Origin of the sequence: Plantactinospora solaniradicis, from assembly GCF_042658085.1 — a bacterium.
GTDB classification, from domain to species: domain Bacteria; phylum Actinomycetota; class Actinomycetes; order Mycobacteriales; family Micromonosporaceae; genus Plantactinospora; species Plantactinospora solaniradicis.
Genome location: NZ_JBHSPR010000060.1, coordinates 434630 through 451251 on the forward strand (window position 1 = coordinate 434630; position 16622 = coordinate 451251).

The 16622-nt window shown below is 66.6% G+C and carries 12 protein-coding genes; 5 read left to right on the forward strand and 7 right to left on the reverse strand.

Annotated elements, in window-relative coordinates:
* The first annotated feature begins 237 nt into the window (after positions 1 to 237).
* Positions 238 to 849 (forward strand): hypothetical protein, encoded by a 612-nt coding sequence (locus ACFP2T_RS41595; protein WP_377432316.1) that lies wholly within the window; start codon positions 238 to 240, stop codon positions 847 to 849.
* Positions 850 to 940: 91 nt separating this feature from the next.
* Here ACFP2T_RS41595 and ACFP2T_RS41600 read toward each other — a convergent pair whose 3' ends face one another.
* Positions 941 to 4777, reverse strand: a complete 3837-nt coding sequence (locus ACFP2T_RS41600) for an NACHT domain-containing protein (protein ID WP_377432317.1) — start codon at positions 4775 to 4777, stop codon at positions 941 to 943.
* A 678-nt stretch (positions 4778 to 5455) separates the two neighbouring features.
* On the opposite strand from ACFP2T_RS41600, the gene ACFP2T_RS41605 reads away from it, so the two are divergent.
* Entirely contained in the window at positions 5456 to 5731 is a 276-nt protein-coding gene (locus ACFP2T_RS41605) for a tetratricopeptide repeat protein (protein ID WP_465264295.1), read from the forward strand.
* A gap of 419 nt (positions 5732 to 6150) precedes the next feature.
* On the opposite strand, the gene ACFP2T_RS41610 is transcribed toward ACFP2T_RS41605, so the two are convergent.
* Positions 6151 to 7542 carry a carbohydrate-binding domain-containing protein gene (locus ACFP2T_RS41610; RefSeq protein WP_377432320.1) on the reverse strand — a complete coding sequence of 464 codons (1392 nt, stop codon included), beginning with the start codon at positions 7540 to 7542 and terminating at the stop codon, positions 6151 to 6153.
* Between the two features lie 1192 nt (positions 7543 to 8734).
* On the opposite strand from ACFP2T_RS41610, the gene ACFP2T_RS41615 reads away from it, so the two are divergent.
* The gene (locus tag ACFP2T_RS41615; protein WP_377432321.1) at positions 8735 to 8881 is read left to right on the forward strand and encodes a hypothetical protein; all 147 of its coding nucleotides are present in this window, start codon (positions 8735 to 8737) and stop codon (positions 8879 to 8881) included.
* A gap of 801 nt (positions 8882 to 9682) precedes the next feature.
* On the opposite strand, the gene ACFP2T_RS41620 is transcribed toward ACFP2T_RS41615, so the two are convergent.
* Positions 9683 to 9952 carry a hypothetical protein gene (locus tag ACFP2T_RS41620; RefSeq protein WP_377432323.1) on the reverse strand — a complete coding sequence of 90 codons (270 nt, stop codon included), beginning with the start codon at positions 9950 to 9952 and terminating at the stop codon, positions 9683 to 9685.
* A gap of 332 nt (positions 9953 to 10284) precedes the next feature.
* On the opposite strand from ACFP2T_RS41620, the gene ACFP2T_RS41625 reads away from it, so the two are divergent.
* Positions 10285 to 10452, forward strand: a complete 168-nt coding sequence (locus tag ACFP2T_RS41625; protein WP_377432324.1) for a hypothetical protein — start codon at positions 10285 to 10287, stop codon at positions 10450 to 10452.
* 754 nt (positions 10453 to 11206) lie between these two features.
* On the opposite strand, the gene ACFP2T_RS41630 is transcribed toward ACFP2T_RS41625, so the two are convergent.
* From ACFP2T_RS41630 to ACFP2T_RS41645, 4 genes are all read right to left on the reverse strand, one after another.
* Complete coding sequence (locus ACFP2T_RS41630) at positions 11207 to 11923, reverse strand: dihydrofolate reductase family protein (RefSeq protein WP_377432325.1); 717 nt, start codon at positions 11921 to 11923, stop codon at positions 11207 to 11209.
* Positions 11924 to 12021: 98 nt separating this feature from the next.
* On the reverse strand, positions 12022 to 13257 hold the full coding sequence (locus ACFP2T_RS41635; protein WP_377432327.1) for an RNA polymerase sigma factor: 1236 nt from the start codon (positions 13255 to 13257) through the stop codon (positions 12022 to 12024).
* Entirely contained in the window at positions 13254 to 13613 is a 360-nt protein-coding gene (locus tag ACFP2T_RS41640) for a YciI family protein (RefSeq protein ID WP_377432328.1), read from the reverse strand. The genes ACFP2T_RS41635 and ACFP2T_RS41640 overlap by 4 nt, the downstream gene beginning before the upstream one ends.
* A gap of 963 nt (positions 13614 to 14576) precedes the next feature.
* Positions 14577 to 15305: an RCC1 domain-containing protein gene (locus ACFP2T_RS41645; RefSeq protein WP_377432330.1), complete on the reverse strand. Its 729-nt coding sequence runs from the start codon at positions 15303 to 15305 to the stop codon at positions 14577 to 14579.
* Positions 15306 to 15880: 575 nt separating this feature from the next.
* Here ACFP2T_RS41645 and ACFP2T_RS41650 point away from each other — a divergent pair.
* Entirely contained in the window at positions 15881 to 16615 is a 735-nt protein-coding gene (locus ACFP2T_RS41650; protein WP_377432332.1) for a hypothetical protein, read from the forward strand.
* Positions 16616 to 16622 lie beyond the last annotated feature (7 nt).

Here is a 16622-nt window from a genome sequence, read left to right on the forward strand (position 1 = left end):
GATCCAGGCTCCCGGGCCGTCCCCCTCATTTCGGCTGCCCACGTTGGAGGACGCGGTGAGTGTCGCCTCGGATCGCGTGGTCATCGGTATGGACCCGCACAAGCGTCGAGGTCCATTACGGGTTCCGCGCTGCCTGGGTTACCCAGCCGGTAGTCAGGTGGGCGGGGGCGCCGAGGATGCGACCCCGGGCGAGTGGGTGTTCGACGACCGCCAGGACGTACGGTCGGGGTTGCGCACGTGCACCGACTTGAGATGCTGTCAGTGTCCCCGGTCGACAAGGGAGTAGTGGTGGCGGATCCAATTACTCTTGCGGCAGTCAGCGCGCTGGTGCTGAGTGAGGGCGTCAGGTTCCTGTACGACCAGGCGGGCGAGGCGCTGAGGCGGCGACGGGAACGTAGGTCGACCGGCACTCCTGAGGACAGCCAGGAGCGACTCATGCTGGAGGTCCCCCGGAATGCCTTCGACGTGCCGGAGGGCCCGCTCGCGCTCAACCAGGACGCGGTGGACGCCCTCGAGTCGGAACTGCGTGGCCTACGCCGGGATCTTGCCGAGTATGCCCAAGGCGTAGACGAAATCGATTCTGGCAACCGGCAGATCCTGGCACTTGTGGACGCCCTGCGTAAAGCCCTAGAGGTGGTGTACGGGCAACCTCTCGTCTTCAAAGGGGAAGCGCAGGCGGCGAACATGGTGACCGTTACCGGCGTGGCTAGGGTCAAGGACGTCCAAGGGTACGTTGCCGGTGTACGCGCCGGACAGGTCGCCACCGGATCCGTCTCCGGTCACCTGTCGGCGGACACGGTCCGTCCCGACGGGCAGGCAATTGGTGTGGACGTCGAAAGCATCGGTTGAGCAACGCGGATGTTGGTTTTCTTTGGCCGACCGAGCGCCCGCAAGCGTACCCCTGCTCCGGCCAACTGCTCGTGATCTGCATTTGCCGTCCTCACTCATTCGGCATCGCGGCTCGGACCGAGGCTTCAATCTTGGCGCCGGGCTCGGGTGCCAGGACGGCGAGCATGCTGATGAGTTCCAGGTAGTCGAGATTGGCGAATCCGGTGGACATCAGCATCTCGTGGAGCGCCTCCCTGGCGGCCGGTGCGCCCTCGCCTCCCCGTTGCACTGCCATAACCAGGACCTCGGCCACTGCCGCGATGCCGGCGTCGTGCACCCGGATCGCCTCCTCCCACAACGGCCGCAGCTCGCCGTAGCGACCGCATCGTGCTGCGGTCAAGGTCATGGCCTGGAAGGCCGCCGATCGCTGCAGGGGCAGTTTGATCTGGTCGGCAATCAGCAGCGCCTGCTTGTAGCACTTGGTGGAGTACGCCTCGTTGCCGGCCCGTTGAAAGGCGTTCGATAGCAGCCCGAGGAAGTCCGCACGTCGGACGGTTTCCGTGTCCTCTTCGTGAACGTGTTCATCATAAACGCGTCTGGGAACGCCCCAGAAGGCTCTCCGGAAACCCCAGGCGAACTCTGCTTCCGCGCCCAGCACGCTGAGCGAATACAGGGCTCTTTCACAGGACTCGACGTCGTTGACCTCCGCACTCCGCAGTGCCAACTCCGCCGAGCGGACCTTGCTGGGCCAGAAACTGAACAGCGTCGTCTTGCCGTCACGGACCGCTATCGTCTCCTGCAGGGCGACTTCGAGCTCGTTTCGTATGCGATCGCGGAGAAGCTTCTCCACTCGCGACACGACTGTTGTATTCCCCACTGCTCTGGCGACGGATATCAATAAGGCGAGTTCCGCCAAAGGCGTACTGCGCGGGGAACCCAGCAGGTCGTCGGGATTACGGCATTGGGGGTCGCGCAACAGCGCGGCAGCCGCTGGGTGACCAGATGCAGGGGAATCTGGTCGAAGCAGCAGCAAACGCAATTCGGGGATCTCTCCGTCCATCGCAAGCAGTTCGTCGATGGATAGAGTTTTCCAGGATCCTGGTCGAGGAACCGCTGAGCCTTCACTTCCCGCCCGGAGCACGCCAACAGCGGCATCTGGCTGTCCGGCCCGGAGCAGATTCCGGACGACCCGCGTCGTCAACTCCGTGTACCGGCGCTGCTTTGGCAGCCTGGCGTAGCCGTCGGCGACATCGCGGGCCAATGCCGCCGACGGCTCACTGTCGCCGCGTCGGTTCGCTGCCCACGCCAAGGCGGCGCGTGCCGCCAGATGTTCCGCGGTGGCCCCGGTCCGTTCTCGGCCCAACGCTCCGGCAACCCGGGTCAGAAATGCTTCGCGATCCCCGTCGGCCAGCACGAGCATCGCCTGTGCGTCGAGATCCGTCTGGGCATCGGCGGCAACCTGCCGGGCCATGGCCACGACGGGCTGATTCGTGTCGGGGTCCGACGCCGCCAGGTAGGACAGCGCTCGTATCAGTTCGGAAGGCGCATCGTTGCGGAAGCGTTCTGCCTCCGCTAGGGCGTCTGTGAGCCGGCCCTGGGCACAGAGGGAGCGAATCAGGGCGAGCCGTAGACCCACGTCGCACGGACCGTGGAAAGCGTCTTCGTGCCCACCGTAGTATTCCCACTCCGCCTTGAAGCGCTCCGCATGTGTGAGTTCGATAACCCGGTCGAGTAATGCCGCGGCGGGTTCGGTCGATCCCTGGCTGAACAGGTAGTCGGCGCAGCGAAGGCACGACAGCTCATCCGATGAACGTGACCTGAGAAGCTTCTCGGCATCGTGTCGGAGCTGCCCGTCGTCGTTCCCGCCATTCATCAGGGCCGCGATGATTCTGACCTGCAGAAATTCGCTTGTCTTGTCTGAATTACCCTGGGCCGCCTCCGCAAGGAGGATCGATTCTCGGATCTCGCTGTAGATCTCGTCTTTGAGTACCCGGGCCAGTGCCCTGCGAGTAGGCTTTCGATCGCGACGATGCCCCTGTAGATAGGCGGCGGTGACCCAGGACGCCATTCTAGGCAGCAACTGGCGATAGTCCTTCGCATAGGCGAGGCGGGACAGGATTTCCGTCGTCGCTCTGGCCCGGGTGCCGTCGTCAATGATCCAAACAGCGGGCACCATCGCCCAATCGGGATGCGGACCTTCGAGTATGAAGAACGCCAGATAGCCGAGCATCCGGTCGCCCGCGAGCTGTAAAATGCCGCGAAGTTCGTCCTCGTCGAGGAGTGGCACGATTGGTGCCACAATCGCTGCCGCCGGCACGGACCATTCGGGGCTGATCCGCCGGAAGTCGCGTCCGATGATGGTGACGATTTCTCGCACTTCGGTTGAGCGTCCATGCTCCACGAAGGACGCCAGCATGAGCAGGTGCCAGATCAAGGAATGTTGCGCGGGATAGGTCTCCGCCTTCGCGGTACCGGCCGCTACTCCCCAACTGAGGGCGGCCTGTGTAGGCGACACCGCGTCCGCCCCGGCACGCCCGTAGATCAGGGCGATCCCAAGCACGGCGGCACGTTCGTACGCGTTGGCCGCCAGCGACGACCGGATGGCCAGCCTGATGGTCGACAGGTGGAGTTCAACGCCGGCCGCGACCGCGCGCTGGGCATCAAGGAACGCCGGGGACCTCGCCAGATTGTAGAGGTCGTCACGAAGGACGCGGGCCTGCGCGCGGGTCACGGTCGGGCTGTCCAGTGCCAGCATCAGGTGGCTGGGCAGGTACCGGAGGTAGTACGAGTCGACACAGGAGCCCCAGTCATCCCGCCACTCGGCACAAGCGAACCTGGCAATCCGTCGATGCCCTTCTCCGTAGTCGAGGTAGGGATCGGGTCCCCGGTGCAGGAAATCCGCAAAGGAACGGTGGTATAGCCGCCAGGGACCGCGGGGTCCACCGATGAGATACTGCCCGAGCACGCGGACAACGTCGCGTACCGCCATCTCGGTGCTTTCTAGGATCTCGGCGAGTTGTGTGGCAGAGAATCCACCCTCCATGGCCGCGACGAGCACAGCGAGCAGGGGCCTTATTTCCTCTCGCCAGTACCGCTCGCCGGAAGCGTTTCCGATAGGACGAATCTCCCGCTCGATGAACTGACGATAGAGCTCTTCGAGACCCTGTGGAAAGTCGTTGACCTCATCAACGAGCGATAGGCTGCGTGCACCGCGGCGGATGTCCTCGGTGAGGTGATAGACGTACAGATAGTTGCCGCTCCCCTCGCGCGCCAGTTGCTGCGCGAGGCGGCGGCGTCGCTTCAGATCTCGAACTTTCCGACGCAACCGGTACATTGCGTAGTCGGTCAGGTCGGAGGCGTTCTGCGGGGCGTCGTCGATTAGGTCGACCCGCCTGCTCTTCGGCAGTCTCGCGCACGTCTCGACGAGTCGTTCGTCGGGGCGCGAGGTGATGAAGAGGCGGACAGGTAGCCGGACGACCTGCTGGAGCACTAACTCGGCAAGAGTTCGGGACGTCCGGTACGTCATTGCCTCATCCAGCGCATCGACGACTATCAGTGCTCGGTGGGTCAGGCCTAGTCGTTCGAAGGGTCGACGCACCAGCCGGTCCAATGCCTCGTCCGGCGAGACGGCATTGATCGTCACCCGAAGACCGATAACGCTTGCGCCAGGATGCGCCGTCTGTACGGAGGCTGATCCTTGGAGGTGGATTTGGCTCGTTCGGCCGACCGGATCGAAGACCTCCTGCTTGAGCGCCTCGGCGAAACCTGGAACCGAGACGCTCAACTGCTCGGCAAGTGACTCGGTGAAACGGACGGGGTCGCATGTCGCAGGCTCGTCGGCCCTGCAGTAGTAGGCGGCGGCAGCAGGAAGAGCAAGCTTGGACCCGCTACCCCACAGATGGTCGACCACGGCGGTTTTTCCGGTGCCCGGATGCCCTGTGAGAAGCATGAGCTGGCCATCCGATCGGACCCATCGACGAATGTCATCGATCAACCATTTTCGACCGATGAACTTGAAATCGTCGGCAGCCGACCGTGGGGCCTCTCGTCGACTGTTACCGGGTGGTGGGCTTATGTCGGATCACCTCACCGACCTCACGTTGCGACAGTCAATCGAGGGTAACTGTCAGCAGTTTGCCGAGCAAGAGCGGTACCTGAAGGCTTTGATCGACTACGAGGGCAATATCCCTGATCCATTTGCCCGATACCCATTGTTTTGACCCCGGTGCGCCGGTAGTTGCCGGGGAGTGAGAGGAGGGGCGCGCCTTGACCGGGAGGCGCTGCTGTCAAATTCTCGTCATCAGGTTCGTCGGCTCAGACCAGTTGGGATGGATCGCCGGGCGACCAACGCCAGATCTTGGGAAATCTGGGACAGTCGCTGTTGGGTCTTGGCATGCCGCATCCTCTAAACGCCTGACCTACGGCTTCACCGGCAACACCACACCGGTTCCAATCACGCTGGCGGAGGACTACAGCAGGCGAAGAATGAACACGACTACCCTGAGCTGAAGACCGGCCTTTCGGCCTGGACCGCTTCGAGGCCGATTCTGGACCGGCTGGCACCGGCACGTCACCCTGGTGGCGGCGGCTCGCCGCACGCCTGGACCACGTATCCCGGTGACACGCCCTGAGCGCGCGTAGCTCGTACCCGGCTGCCATCGATCATGCCGAGCGGGTGTCCGCCATTGCTGCTCGGGCGTCGGGAGCCGAACATCCGTTCACCCTGAGGTCGCGGAACAACCTCGCCTACGCCTATCGGGCGGCGGGTCGGTTGGGTGAGGCGATTCCGTTGTTCGGTGGTGACTGTCGCCCCAGGTCCTCGCGCTCGCCGACCGGATGCCGGCCCGGTTCTCCGTGCCGATCATCGTCGCCGCGTTCTCTGGGCTCCACTGGGACGAGTTGACGCCGCTGTGCCGGTCCGATATCGACCTGGCGGCCGGCACGGTGCGGGTACCTCGCGAGATGGCGGCAGTGCGCAACCGAATGGCGCTCGGCGCAGCCAGGTCAAAGGCCAGCAACCGGACCGTCACGCTCCCGGCGGCGGCCCCCTCCGTGCTCGCCGCGCAGTTGGCCGAGTTCGGGGAGAGTTGGACGCGCTGGTGTTCACCGGCGACAAGGGGGCAATGCTGCGGACCGGGAACTTCCGCCGGGCGGTCGACTGGGCGGCAGCGCCGCGGGCATCTGGCATGCAACGGGCTATGGCACATGGCTGGCACGCGCTCGGGCTCGGCGAGGCCGTCTGGCGTCGAATGGCGTCGTACGGCCGTCCGCCACAGGGGAAGCCTGGCCAGGGCTGGCTGGCCCCGACCAGGCTCAGAAGGCTCAGAAGCGGCCGTACTGGCCGGCGGTGACGCCGGTCAGCACCCGGGTGGCGCCGGTGATGCTGCCGCTGGTGTACAGACCACCGGTGCTGGTGCCGCTCACGCTGCCGCCGGTGTAGATGTCGTACCTCTGGCCGTTGGTGATCCTGTTCGACGAGAAGACGACCTCCCGCGTGGTGCCCGACGCCCGGTACGAACCCAGCACCGTGCTGCCGGACACGACGTGCACGATGGTGTTGGCGGCCAGGTTGGAGTTGAACCGGGGGGCCACCCAGCCCTGGCCGGTGTTCGGCACCGCTTGGAACACGGCCAACGAGGTCAGCGCGGCGCCCACCACCGTGCCACCGGTGAAGGCGATCGGCCCGTCGGCGTCGATCGCGCCCTCGCCGCCGCCTCGGGTGCTGGAGCCCCTGGCCGCCACCGTGCCACCGGCGAAGGTGAGCGACCCGTTCGAGTCGAAGCCGTCCGTGCCGCCGGTGGCCACCACCGTGCCACCGGTGACCCTGATGAACGCGATCGAGGAGGGCTGCATGTGACCCAGGCCCTCCTCTGCGGCGTTGACCGCGTCGTCGCTGGACACGACGTTGATGTTGCCGCCGCTGATCGTGGTCTGCAGCCCTTCCAGCGCCTCGTACGACCGGGTGACGTTGATGGTGCCGCCGGAAATGTTCAGTACGTTCTCGCCCTTGATGGCGTCGTCGGCGACCGAGGCCGTGATCGTGCCGTTGGTGATGGTGAGGACGCCCCTACCAGCCTCGGTGTCGTTCGACTTGATCCCGTCACCGCCGGACGAGGTCACGTTGATCGTGCCGCCGTTGATGGTGAGCGAGTTCTTGCCACGGATCGCGTCGTCCACCGCGTTCACGGTGATGGTGCCGGACTGGATGACCAGGTCGTCCTTGCTGACGATGCCGTCGGCGGCGTTGGCGCGTACGGTCAGCGAGCCGGTGCCGGCAATGGTCAGGTCGGCGGCACTGAACAGAGCCGAGTCCGGCTCGCCGGTGTTGGTGTACGTCGTCGCGTCGGTGAGGCTGTTGCTGGTGCCGGCGGCCAGCGTGACGGTGACCGCGCTGGCGTTGGTCACGTACAGCGGAGAAGATGTCGTGTTGGTGATCGAGGCGCCGGCGAGGATGAGCTCCACGGTGCCGGTGGCGGCGCTGTCCACGTTGACGTAGCCGCTGTTCAGCGTGCCCCTGATCTCGTACGAGCCGGGGGCGGTGATGGTGACGGCGCTGCCGGAGACGGTGACGTTGCTGCCGGAGACGCTCGCGCTGGATCCGTTGAGGGTGATCGTGGCGGTCGGAGCGGCGACGGCGGCGACGGCGAGCGGGCCGGTCAGCAGGGCGGTCGTGAGTCCGACGAGGACGGCGGTTCTGCGTGCGGTTGCTTTCATGGCGGTTCGGTTCCTCCATGCGGGCGGGCCTGGGGGCGGGCTGGTCTGAGCCCGAGGCGTGGGGTGATACCTCGAAGACCGGGTGTCGGGGTGGTGAACAGCCGATGAACGAGACCTGACATCGAGGATCGTAAATGGAAGACCGCTCGTACCAATAGACCCGCGCCGTAGAAACCGGACCGCTTCTACAGGTGACAGGTGATTGACCGAAAACATTGATGGAATCCTGAGCTGGGCATACTTGACCGATACCCCGGCCATCCTCCCGCCATCCGGAAAGATCACCCTCGTCCGTTTCCAGCGTGCTTGAAACTGCTGCTGGCCAGCAAACCTCGTGGACGAGGCTCCCTGGCGAGGGTCGTCGACGTGCTCGGCGCGCATCCGGGGCTGCGGCGCAGATCAGATGGTTGGCTGGCACGCCTCGCTTCCCGTACGCGGGACGGCGCTGGTCCGGGTGCTACTCGGTGGCTTGGGGCTCCATGCCGACCGTCAGTCGCTCGATTTCGGCAAGGGCGAGCCCTGCGTGATGTGCCTCGTACGCTGCCTCCTCGGCGGCGCTTGCTGACCCTCCACACGCCGCCTCGACTGCGGCAGCGGCACGGGCACGCCGAAAGGCAGCCGAGTACGCCTCTCCGCCGTCGGCGGCCAGATCCCACGCGAGGACATCGAGTTCGTAGACGATGGCGCAGACTGCTTCACGTCGCGACTTCGACAGCTGACCCGAACCGATCTCTGCGATGGCGTCACGAAGTCCCGGATGTGTGACGCCAGCATGAGATAGCGCGGCCTCACAAACAGCCACGCAAAACGCTCGTCGGACAGGCTCGGGCATGGTGCGTAGGCGTGCAGCCAAATCCCTTCCGGCTGGGTCGATCTCAAGACGGTGCACCTCTGGTCCCTTCGTCGAGGCGAAGTGTGCTGGCCAGGGGAGCGGGAGCACAAGGGCACCCAGCCCGCCTGGCCCCGGGCGCGGCCGGCCCGCGTCGTACCGCTTCCCGCCCCGGCCTTAGGGTCGGACGGCTTGCCGTGGCGCCGGATCATCGCGCGTCTGGCCCACGCACTCCGCTGGCAAGCCGCGAAGCGGCGCGGCAGCGATCGCTCCGGGCGGCCAGTGTCGATGCGGGTTCTCGAGTACCGTCCCGCCGTGGACCTCCGATCTGAGCGAGCGGCCGGCAAACGTGTACTCGGAACTATGGCAATGGTGACGGGACTCCTGATCTCGCTGTTCACAATGGGGAGCGACGGCGGGTCGGCCGAACCGCATATCTTCGCGATCCTCCTTACGCTGACGGGAATCGGGCTGCGGGTCGAGGCGGCGATCAATGAATCTCGGGCCTAGTGAGGCCGCTCGGCCGCGCGCGGCCGATGCCGTCCTGAGGCCGCCGGCAGGCCGGTGCACGGCCAGGGCGAGGAGGACGGCCTGGCCTACCAACTGACTCTCTTCGCCCGTGTTGGTGATCCCGTCGCCCACCACGTTCTTCCGCGCTTGGTGTCGTCGGTCCAAGGCCGAGATCCGGCAGTGTTTGCCGTGCCTACCAGTGACGGCATCGGCTGGATGAGTTGTGATCTATCGGCGGACCGGGACCTGACCGCAGACCTGCACGAGTTGGCTCAGGATTCGCTCTCGGGGCGGTCCGTTAGGTGGCCACTCGCGCTGGAAGTGACAACCCGGCCGGACGTCGTTCGCGGGGTGGTCCGCTGGGGGATTGGCGAGAGCGGACCAGTTTCGCTCAGAGAGTGCGATGCGTTGGTCGAACTGACCCTCGTCGGTGACCTGATCGACTGGAGGATCGTCCGCGGGATCCGTCTGGAGACGAACCGTCCGGAGCAGCACGAGTGGGTGTGGCTGGGAAAAGGTGGATCAGTCAGGACGGCCGGTCGGGCGACCAGGCGCAGATCCTCGTCCGCGTCTCCCTACTGTCGGCATCGGGCATGCGACGGGCACGCTGGGAACACGCTGGGAAGCGGTGCTGCCACGGTCGTGACGTCTCACTTACAAGAAATTGCGCGCCTCGGCCGCTGGCGTCCGTGCCCGGCTCCTGCCTCGGGCAGCCGTCCACGACGGCTTATGGACGGCTGTCCATGTCCGAGTTCATTGCTGTGACCGTTTGCTGTCGACAGCCAGGCGGCGGCGCTCGGGTCAGTCGTCCTCTTCCAGGAGGCCGAGCGCCTCCGGCGTTTCCTCGACGATCTGACGGAGTGGCGGTCGGAAGTGCTCCGCTCTGGCTGCGATGGCTGCGGCTAGACGCGCCCGCTCGGCAGGCTCTAGTCCGCCCAGGCACGACACCACATCTTCGAGCTGTTGGACGGCAATGTCCGGGTGGAGCGTCTCGTCGTCACACAGCTCGAAGAACGCCAGGCACCCAAGCAGGCTGTCGAGCACTGCTGTGAAGACAGGATCATCTGACACGCGCGCATGCTACGGCGCCGCGAGCTCCGCAGGAAGACCCGTCGCCCCCAGACAACGATCAAGGGTGTTCTACCTGCGCACCTACACTACGAAACAGGCCGCAGCGTCCGTCGTCGTCCACTCAAGTCCGGCCGTGTGCATCTCGATCGTCACCCAGTTGATCACCAGCTCCCTCGCATCGCCTTCCCGGAACCGGAGGGCCCGCCGGAGGTATCCGCTCTGACCTGCACTCATACAGATCACCGACACAGCCCTGGAACTGCTTGGTGAGGTGATCCGGATCGGCATTGCGGATTTGGTTCCGTCCAACCGATGGTCCCGTGGTCCTGTGGGTGACCGGAGTGCGCCTGGTGACGAGTCGGCCGGAGCAGCACGAGTGGGTGTGGCTGGAGGGCGTGAAGATCTGTCAGGACGGCCGGTCGGGCGACCAGGCACAGATCCTCGTCCGTGCCTCCCTGCTGTCGGTCTTTCCACCTGATCCGTCCCGGGCTACCTCCTGAGCGTGTACCTGACCCCTGCCGAGCAAGTGGACCTGTGGGCGGCGCAGGAGCAGTTTGGCCAGCACACCCCGCTGGGTGGAGCCGGCCGCCACGAGACACGCCCATGTGCGGGGCGGCGGGCGGCCTTGTGGGTCTTCGGCCGGTAACAGCGACTCCCCATGTGCCGCCCCGAGGCGGCGCCCGGACCTCACGCCGCCGTGTTCCCGCAGACACTCCGAACCGGTATGGAGTGAGGCCGGCCCTTCAAGATCAGAAAGAGCTGGAAACAGTACGGCCCAGGCTCGGCGGAAGTGCCGTTGACCTGGGCCGGAACGGATGGAGCGGGCGACGAGAATCGAACTCGCACCGTCAGTTTGGAAGCAATCAGTCGATCATCCGGCGTGATCTCGCCCCGTCCCGGACAGTGCTGCTGACCTGCTGATTCATTTCAGCCTGGTCCCGGTATGTTCCGGGGCCGGACGGGCGCTCGCGGACGGTTCCCTACCAAGATCCCTACCATCGTGCCGGCTGATCCCGTGCCAGACCCGACCACTCCGATGGTACGCGGCCAAGATCCCTGCCTCGTCTCGACTCATCCCGGGCCGGCCTCCCGAAGCTCGCAGAACGAGCAGGCTCGGGCGGGGCAGCCAGGGCCGCTTGGCGTGCAATTGGTCTTCATCCGCCCGTGTGGTGAGCGGAATCCGTTGCTGAGGCATTGGAGTTAGGGGCACCCGGGCACCGGGTGCGGTGCCCGGGTGCGGTCGTGGCGTTGGTTTCAGGCGGCGGGCGAGATTGCGGCTTCGGTCAGACCGCCGCCGCTCCCGCGGTCGTCGAGCACGAGTGGGGCGCGCCCGTTGACGGTGTACCGGATGTGCGTGACCCGCGGCGTGTGCACGACCCTGGTGGGTGCGAGCTCGATCGCCTCGAAGTCGCCGAGGTCGAGGCCGCCGTCGAGCAGGCGCATCCCTGCGCCGAGCACCACCGGGGCGATGTGGATCTCTAGCTCGTCCAGCAGGCCGGCTTCGAGTACCTGTCGCAGCAGGTTGCCACCGCCGGCGACGGCGATGTTCTTGCCGTTCGCCGCCGCACGTGCCTGCTCGATCGCGCTGGCGACACCCTCGGTGACGTACGTGAAGCTCGTTCCACCCTTGCGTACCAGGGTCTCGCGTGGACGGTGCGTCACGACGAAGACCGGCGCGCGGAACGGGGGTTCCTCGCCCCACGGCACCTCACCGCCGTCGGCCATCCGCCTGCCCATGACGTACGCGCCGGCTGCCTCGAACGTCTCGGCCAGGATCTCCGAGTTCCTGTCTTGCTCCCCGCCGGCGAAGCCCAACCGCTCCCGCCAAGCCATCGCGTCGGTCACCCAACGGGTGATCCGGAAGAATCCAGCGGCCTCTGCCGATTCCATCCAGCCGCCGTCGCCGCTGTCCTGAGGGCCGGCGTAGTACCCGTCGAGTGAAAGCGACATCTGCGCTGTCACCTTGGTCATCGTCCTCGCTCCGCTCTCTCGCGCCCTGGGTTCGGGCTGCTCACCTAGAGATCGGAGCCGCAAGGTTGATTTCTACACGCGTGCCGCGACGAACGGGCTCAATCGGTGCAGCGGACGGCCTGCTGCACGAGAAACCGCTGCTCGGCCCGGCTTCCAGCCAGGCGTGCGGCCTCCCGGTACGCCGCAGCCGCGTCGGCCCGTTCCCCGGCCTGCTCGAGCAGGTGGGCCCGGACCGCCAGCAGCCGGTGATTCCCGGCGAGTGGCCCGGACTCCAACTCGCCGAGCAGCGCCAGCCCAGCCTCCGGGCTCCGCACCATCGCCAAAGCGACCGCCCGGTTGAGCGTGGCGACGGGATTGGGCGCCAGCCGATCGAGGACCTGGTACAGCGCGAGAATCTGGGGCCAGTCCGTGGCCTCAGTCGATGGTGCCTCGGCGTGCACGGCCGCGATGGCCGCTTGTATCTGGTACGGACCGAGAGGCCGGATGGCGAGACTGTGGGTGACCAGAGCGATGCCTTCCGCGATCGCGGCCCGGTCCCACCGCGACCGGTCTTGCTCGTTGAGCGGGACGAGGTCGCCACCGGGTCCGGTGCGCGCCGCGCTGCGCGCCTCCGTCAACACCATCAGCGCCAGCAGCCCTACGGTTTCGCCTGATTCGGGCAGCCGGTCGTGTAGCCGACGCGCCAGCCACAATGCCTGCCGGGTCAGGTCGGTCCGCTGCAGCACCGGCCCGGAACTGGCGCTGTAGCCCTCGTTGAACAGCAGGTACAACACGTGCAACACGGCCTGCAGCCGGGGCCCGCGCTCGGGCTGCGGCGGCAGCTCGAATCGGGCATCGGCGTCCCGCAGTCGCTGTTTCGCCCGTGAGATCCGCTGGCCCATCGTCTTCTCCGGCACGAGGAAGGCCGCGGCTATCTCGGCCGTGCTCAGTCCGCCGACCGCCCGCAGCGTCAGTGCCACCTGTGCGGAAGGGGTCAGGGCCGGATGGCAGCACAGGAACAACAACTCAAGCAGGTCGTCGCGCACTGGCTCCAGGTCCGGCGGCGGGGCGACCAGCGCATCGCGCGGGGTGGCCTCCAGAGCGGCACGCTCCCGACGCTCCCGGGCAGTGTCAGCGCGCAGTTGATCCAGGTAGCGACGCGCGGCGACCGTCTTCAGCCACCCCAGCGGCTGCGCTGGGACGCCGGTGCGCGGCCACGTGCTGACGGCGGAGATCAACGCCTCCTGTACCGCGTCCTCACACCGATAGAAGTCGCCGTAGCGGCGTACGAGCGCACCGAGCACCGGGGCAGCGAGCGTCCGCAGCAGTCCCTCGACCGACGCGTCGACCCTCAACGCTGGATCCAGCCGCCCCGCATGAACGGCCACACCTCGACGCTGCCACCGTAACGCAGCCCTGGATAGGACTGGGCGATGTCCAGGGCCCGCTGGTCGACGTCGACATCCACCACAAAGAAGGAGCCCACGTACTCCTTCGCCTCCAGGTACGGCCCGTCCGTGACGACCGGACCGCCATGCGCCATCCGGACCGAGCGGGCCTGCGGTACCAACCCTTCCGCGCTGACCAACTCCCCAGACTCGGCCAGCGCATCGTTGAACGCGTCGACCTCGCTGATGAGCGCGGCGAGGTCGGCCGGCGCGAGCGTGTTCCAAACGTCCTCGTTGCCATAAATCAGCATCAGATACTTCATGGGACAACCCCTCCCGGCAGCGGCGGCGAGCACCGTTGTCACGATATGCGGGCCGCCAAGCTCCTGCGCACAGACGGCAACGGTACGGCTTCACGCTCATCGGCTATGAGCGGACGCTCCGTGTGGGGGGAGTGGTATCTCTTCGGTCGCGGAGTGGTTCGCCGCCGCGTGCTGCGGGAGCGGTCGACATCCCGCCAGACCAGTGCCGACAGCCCTCCGTTGCGGGCTTGGCGGCCGGCTGCGCCTGCGGGCGGCGGCGCCGCGTCGGGTTGCGTGGTCCGGCGGTGGAGCCGCGCTGGGGGCTCCTTCGGTGCGATGGCCTGGCCGTCAGTTTTCCGCTCTGAAGCGCCCGGTCTTGGCAGGGTTGCGGCGTGTCCGGCCTATTACTGAGCCCGGCATCCGACGGCGAATCATCCCTTTCGGGCTGCCTTGTCGCCCTCACCGGGATATTCAAAAAGGCTTCGTGAAGGGTCTGGGGGACCGGGGAGGGGCATCTCTTGCTTCAATCCCTGCCAAGATCCCTACCAAACGATCATCCACAAGCGACGGACCATAAGATCAACATACCCTTGAACAGGCAAAACGTAGAGCGGGCGACGAGAATCGAACTCGCACCGTCAGTTTGGAAGCAACCAGTCGGTCATCCCGGGTGGCGCCGGCCGGTCCCGCACGATGCCGTTGACCTGCTGTTCCGTCTCAGCCTCGTTTCGGCACGTCCCGGGGCCGGCCGGGGAATCACGGACGGTTCCCTACCAAGATCCCTACCGTCGTCCAGACCCCCGCCGGCCGGTGTCTGGCGATTCCGCATGATCCCACGGTGCAGGCCATCCTGCGCCTACCGGTGCGAGGGCCCTGTCCTGGCGGGCGATCGGCGACAGCCCGTCCTACAAGGCAGCGTGAACGCTTCGCGGCAATGAGGATGTTGACCCAGGACCGGCAGCAGGGCAACCCTCCGTGCAGCAGCTAGTCAGGCGACCGGATGGCGTTCCAGCCGGTGATGTCGCACTGACCGTGCTCGTTGTTCCCGGCGGCGACAACTCTTCCGTCCGCGCGTAGTCCGAGAGTGTGGGTGGATCCGGCCGCCACCGCGACGATCCCGTGCCAGTCGGCTACGTTGCACTGGCCGGAATCGTTGCTGCCTACGGCCACGACTCGGCCAGCCGCGGTGACTCCGACGGTGTGGTAGCTCCCAGCCGCCACTGCCACAACGTCCCTCCAAGCACTGACGTCACATGCGCCCGTCGATTGATCCCCGACCGCGAGGACGCGTCCGTCGTTGGTGAGACCGACCGTGTGAAGGTAGCCGGCGGCGACGGCGCCAACGTCACGCCACATGTCGACCGCGCACTGCCCACGGCGATCGTTCCCCACGGCAACGGTGGTCCCATCGGCTCTGAGGCCCACCGAATGCCAGTCGCCACACGCCAACGCGACAATCTCCCGCCATCGGCTCACGTCGCATCCTCCCTCGCGGTGTCGTCCCGCAACCAGCACGGTGCCGTCACCAACGAGCCCCAAGGTGCGGCGCCAGCCTGCGGCGACAAGGGTCACGTCGCGCCATGACGCGACGTCACACTGCCCGTCGCCGTTCCAGCCCGTCGCCATTACAGTGCCGTCCGCGCGGAGGCCGACGCTGTGGGACCGTCCAGTGTTCGACGCCGTATGCACGTTGCCCGCCGCCACGGCGACCACCTGGACCCAATCCTCGACTCGACACTCACCAGACGCTCCCGTGCCGGCGGCAACCACGGTGCCATCGGCACACAGCCCCAACGAGTGTCGTCGTGCAGCGGCGATGACAGGACTACCCATCTGCACAGCATTACGGATTACATGACCCTGGGCAGATCCGGCCCGCCCATGGCTCCGGACTGGTGAGCGTCGCCCGCGAAGTCGTCGGGATTCCAACGCTCCAGCGCCCGCTCGTCGCTAGAGGCGGGTCGCGGAAGAGGTGGGTCCGCCGCGGCAGCAGCGCTCGTCCCAGGCGGTTGTCCACTTTCGGGTGACGCGCGTGACCCCGCACTTACCCGAGGCTGAAGCGGTCGCGATCCGTCAGCTCCAGCGAGGCTCGGATGCCTTCTGATGCTCCGGGTCGCGCGGCCCTGATCCTGGCCGGCGCCAGGGCAGCCGTGGGCGGCGGACACCTGAGCGGTTGAGACGCCCGGAGGAACCCGACCGTTCGACAGGCCTCCGGCCCCAGTGCTCACGGCCGCCCCCGGACCGGTGCCGCCGCGCGTCGACAATCCAAGGACCGAAGAGGAGATCGAATGAGCACACGACCGCGTCGACCCCGACGCTGGCCATGGTGGGCGGCCGGCCTGGTCGTCTTGACGCTGGCCACGGCCGCGGTGCCGGTCCTGGCGTTCCCGTCGGTTGCCGCGACCACCTGTCCCCGCTGCTACGGACTAGTACCGGTACAGAACGGACTTTATACCGAACGCGGCCTATCGAATGCCGACCGGCAACGGCTCATCGAGGTGTACCGCGACGCGAATCAGCGGATCGACGGCTTCTACGAGGGGCGCGAGAGCCGACCGACCGTACTCGCATGCTTCACACCCGGCTGTTACAAGCGGGTCGGTGGCGGCGACGAACGGGGGATCGCGGTACGCGACCAGGCGGTGATGCTCTCGCCGCGCGGTATCGACCCGGTGATCGCCGCACACGAGCTCTCGCATGTCGAGTTCCATGTGCGCCTCGGGTCCCGACGTGATCAGATTCCCCAGTGGTTCGACGAGGGACTTGCCGTCCTGGTCTCGGACGACGCGCGGTATCTGTTGCCGCCGACCGCCCCGGACCGCTGCCGCAACGCCTCGTCGGAGCCGCTGCCACGGACGCTGAACGCATGGCTGCGCGTCGCCCGGACGGACGAGCAGGTGTACGCCAAGGCCGCCTGCCGGGTGTACCAGTGGGCCGAAGCGCACGGCGGAGGGCGTGCCGTGCTCGACCTCGTCGACCGACTCAACCGCGGCGAACGCTTCGCAGCGCTCGTCGAGGGCTGAGTCGTCG

Bases quoted from the DNA above. Each gene is read 5' to 3' on its own strand.
- ACFP2T_RS41600 (WP_377432317.1), bottom strand. From the start codon at position 4,777: ATGCTTCTCACAGGGCATCCGGGCACCGGAAAAACCGCCGTGGTCGAC.
- ACFP2T_RS41610 (WP_377432320.1), bottom strand. From the start codon at position 7,542: ATGAAAGCAACCGCACGCAGAACCGCCGTCCTCGTCGGACTCACGACC.
- ACFP2T_RS41615 (WP_377432321.1), top strand. From the start codon at position 8,735: ATGGCAATGGTGACGGGACTCCTGATCTCGCTGTTCACAATGGGGAGC.
- ACFP2T_RS41630 (WP_377432325.1), bottom strand. From the start codon at position 11,923: ATGACCAAGGTGACAGCGCAGATGTCGCTTTCACTCGACGGGTACTAC.
- ACFP2T_RS41640 (WP_377432328.1), bottom strand. From the start codon at position 13,613: ATGAAGTATCTGATGCTGATTTATGGCAACGAGGACGTTTGGAACACG.
- ACFP2T_RS41650 (WP_377432332.1), top strand. From the start codon at position 15,881: ATGAGCACACGACCGCGTCGACCCCGACGCTGGCCATGGTGGGCGGCC.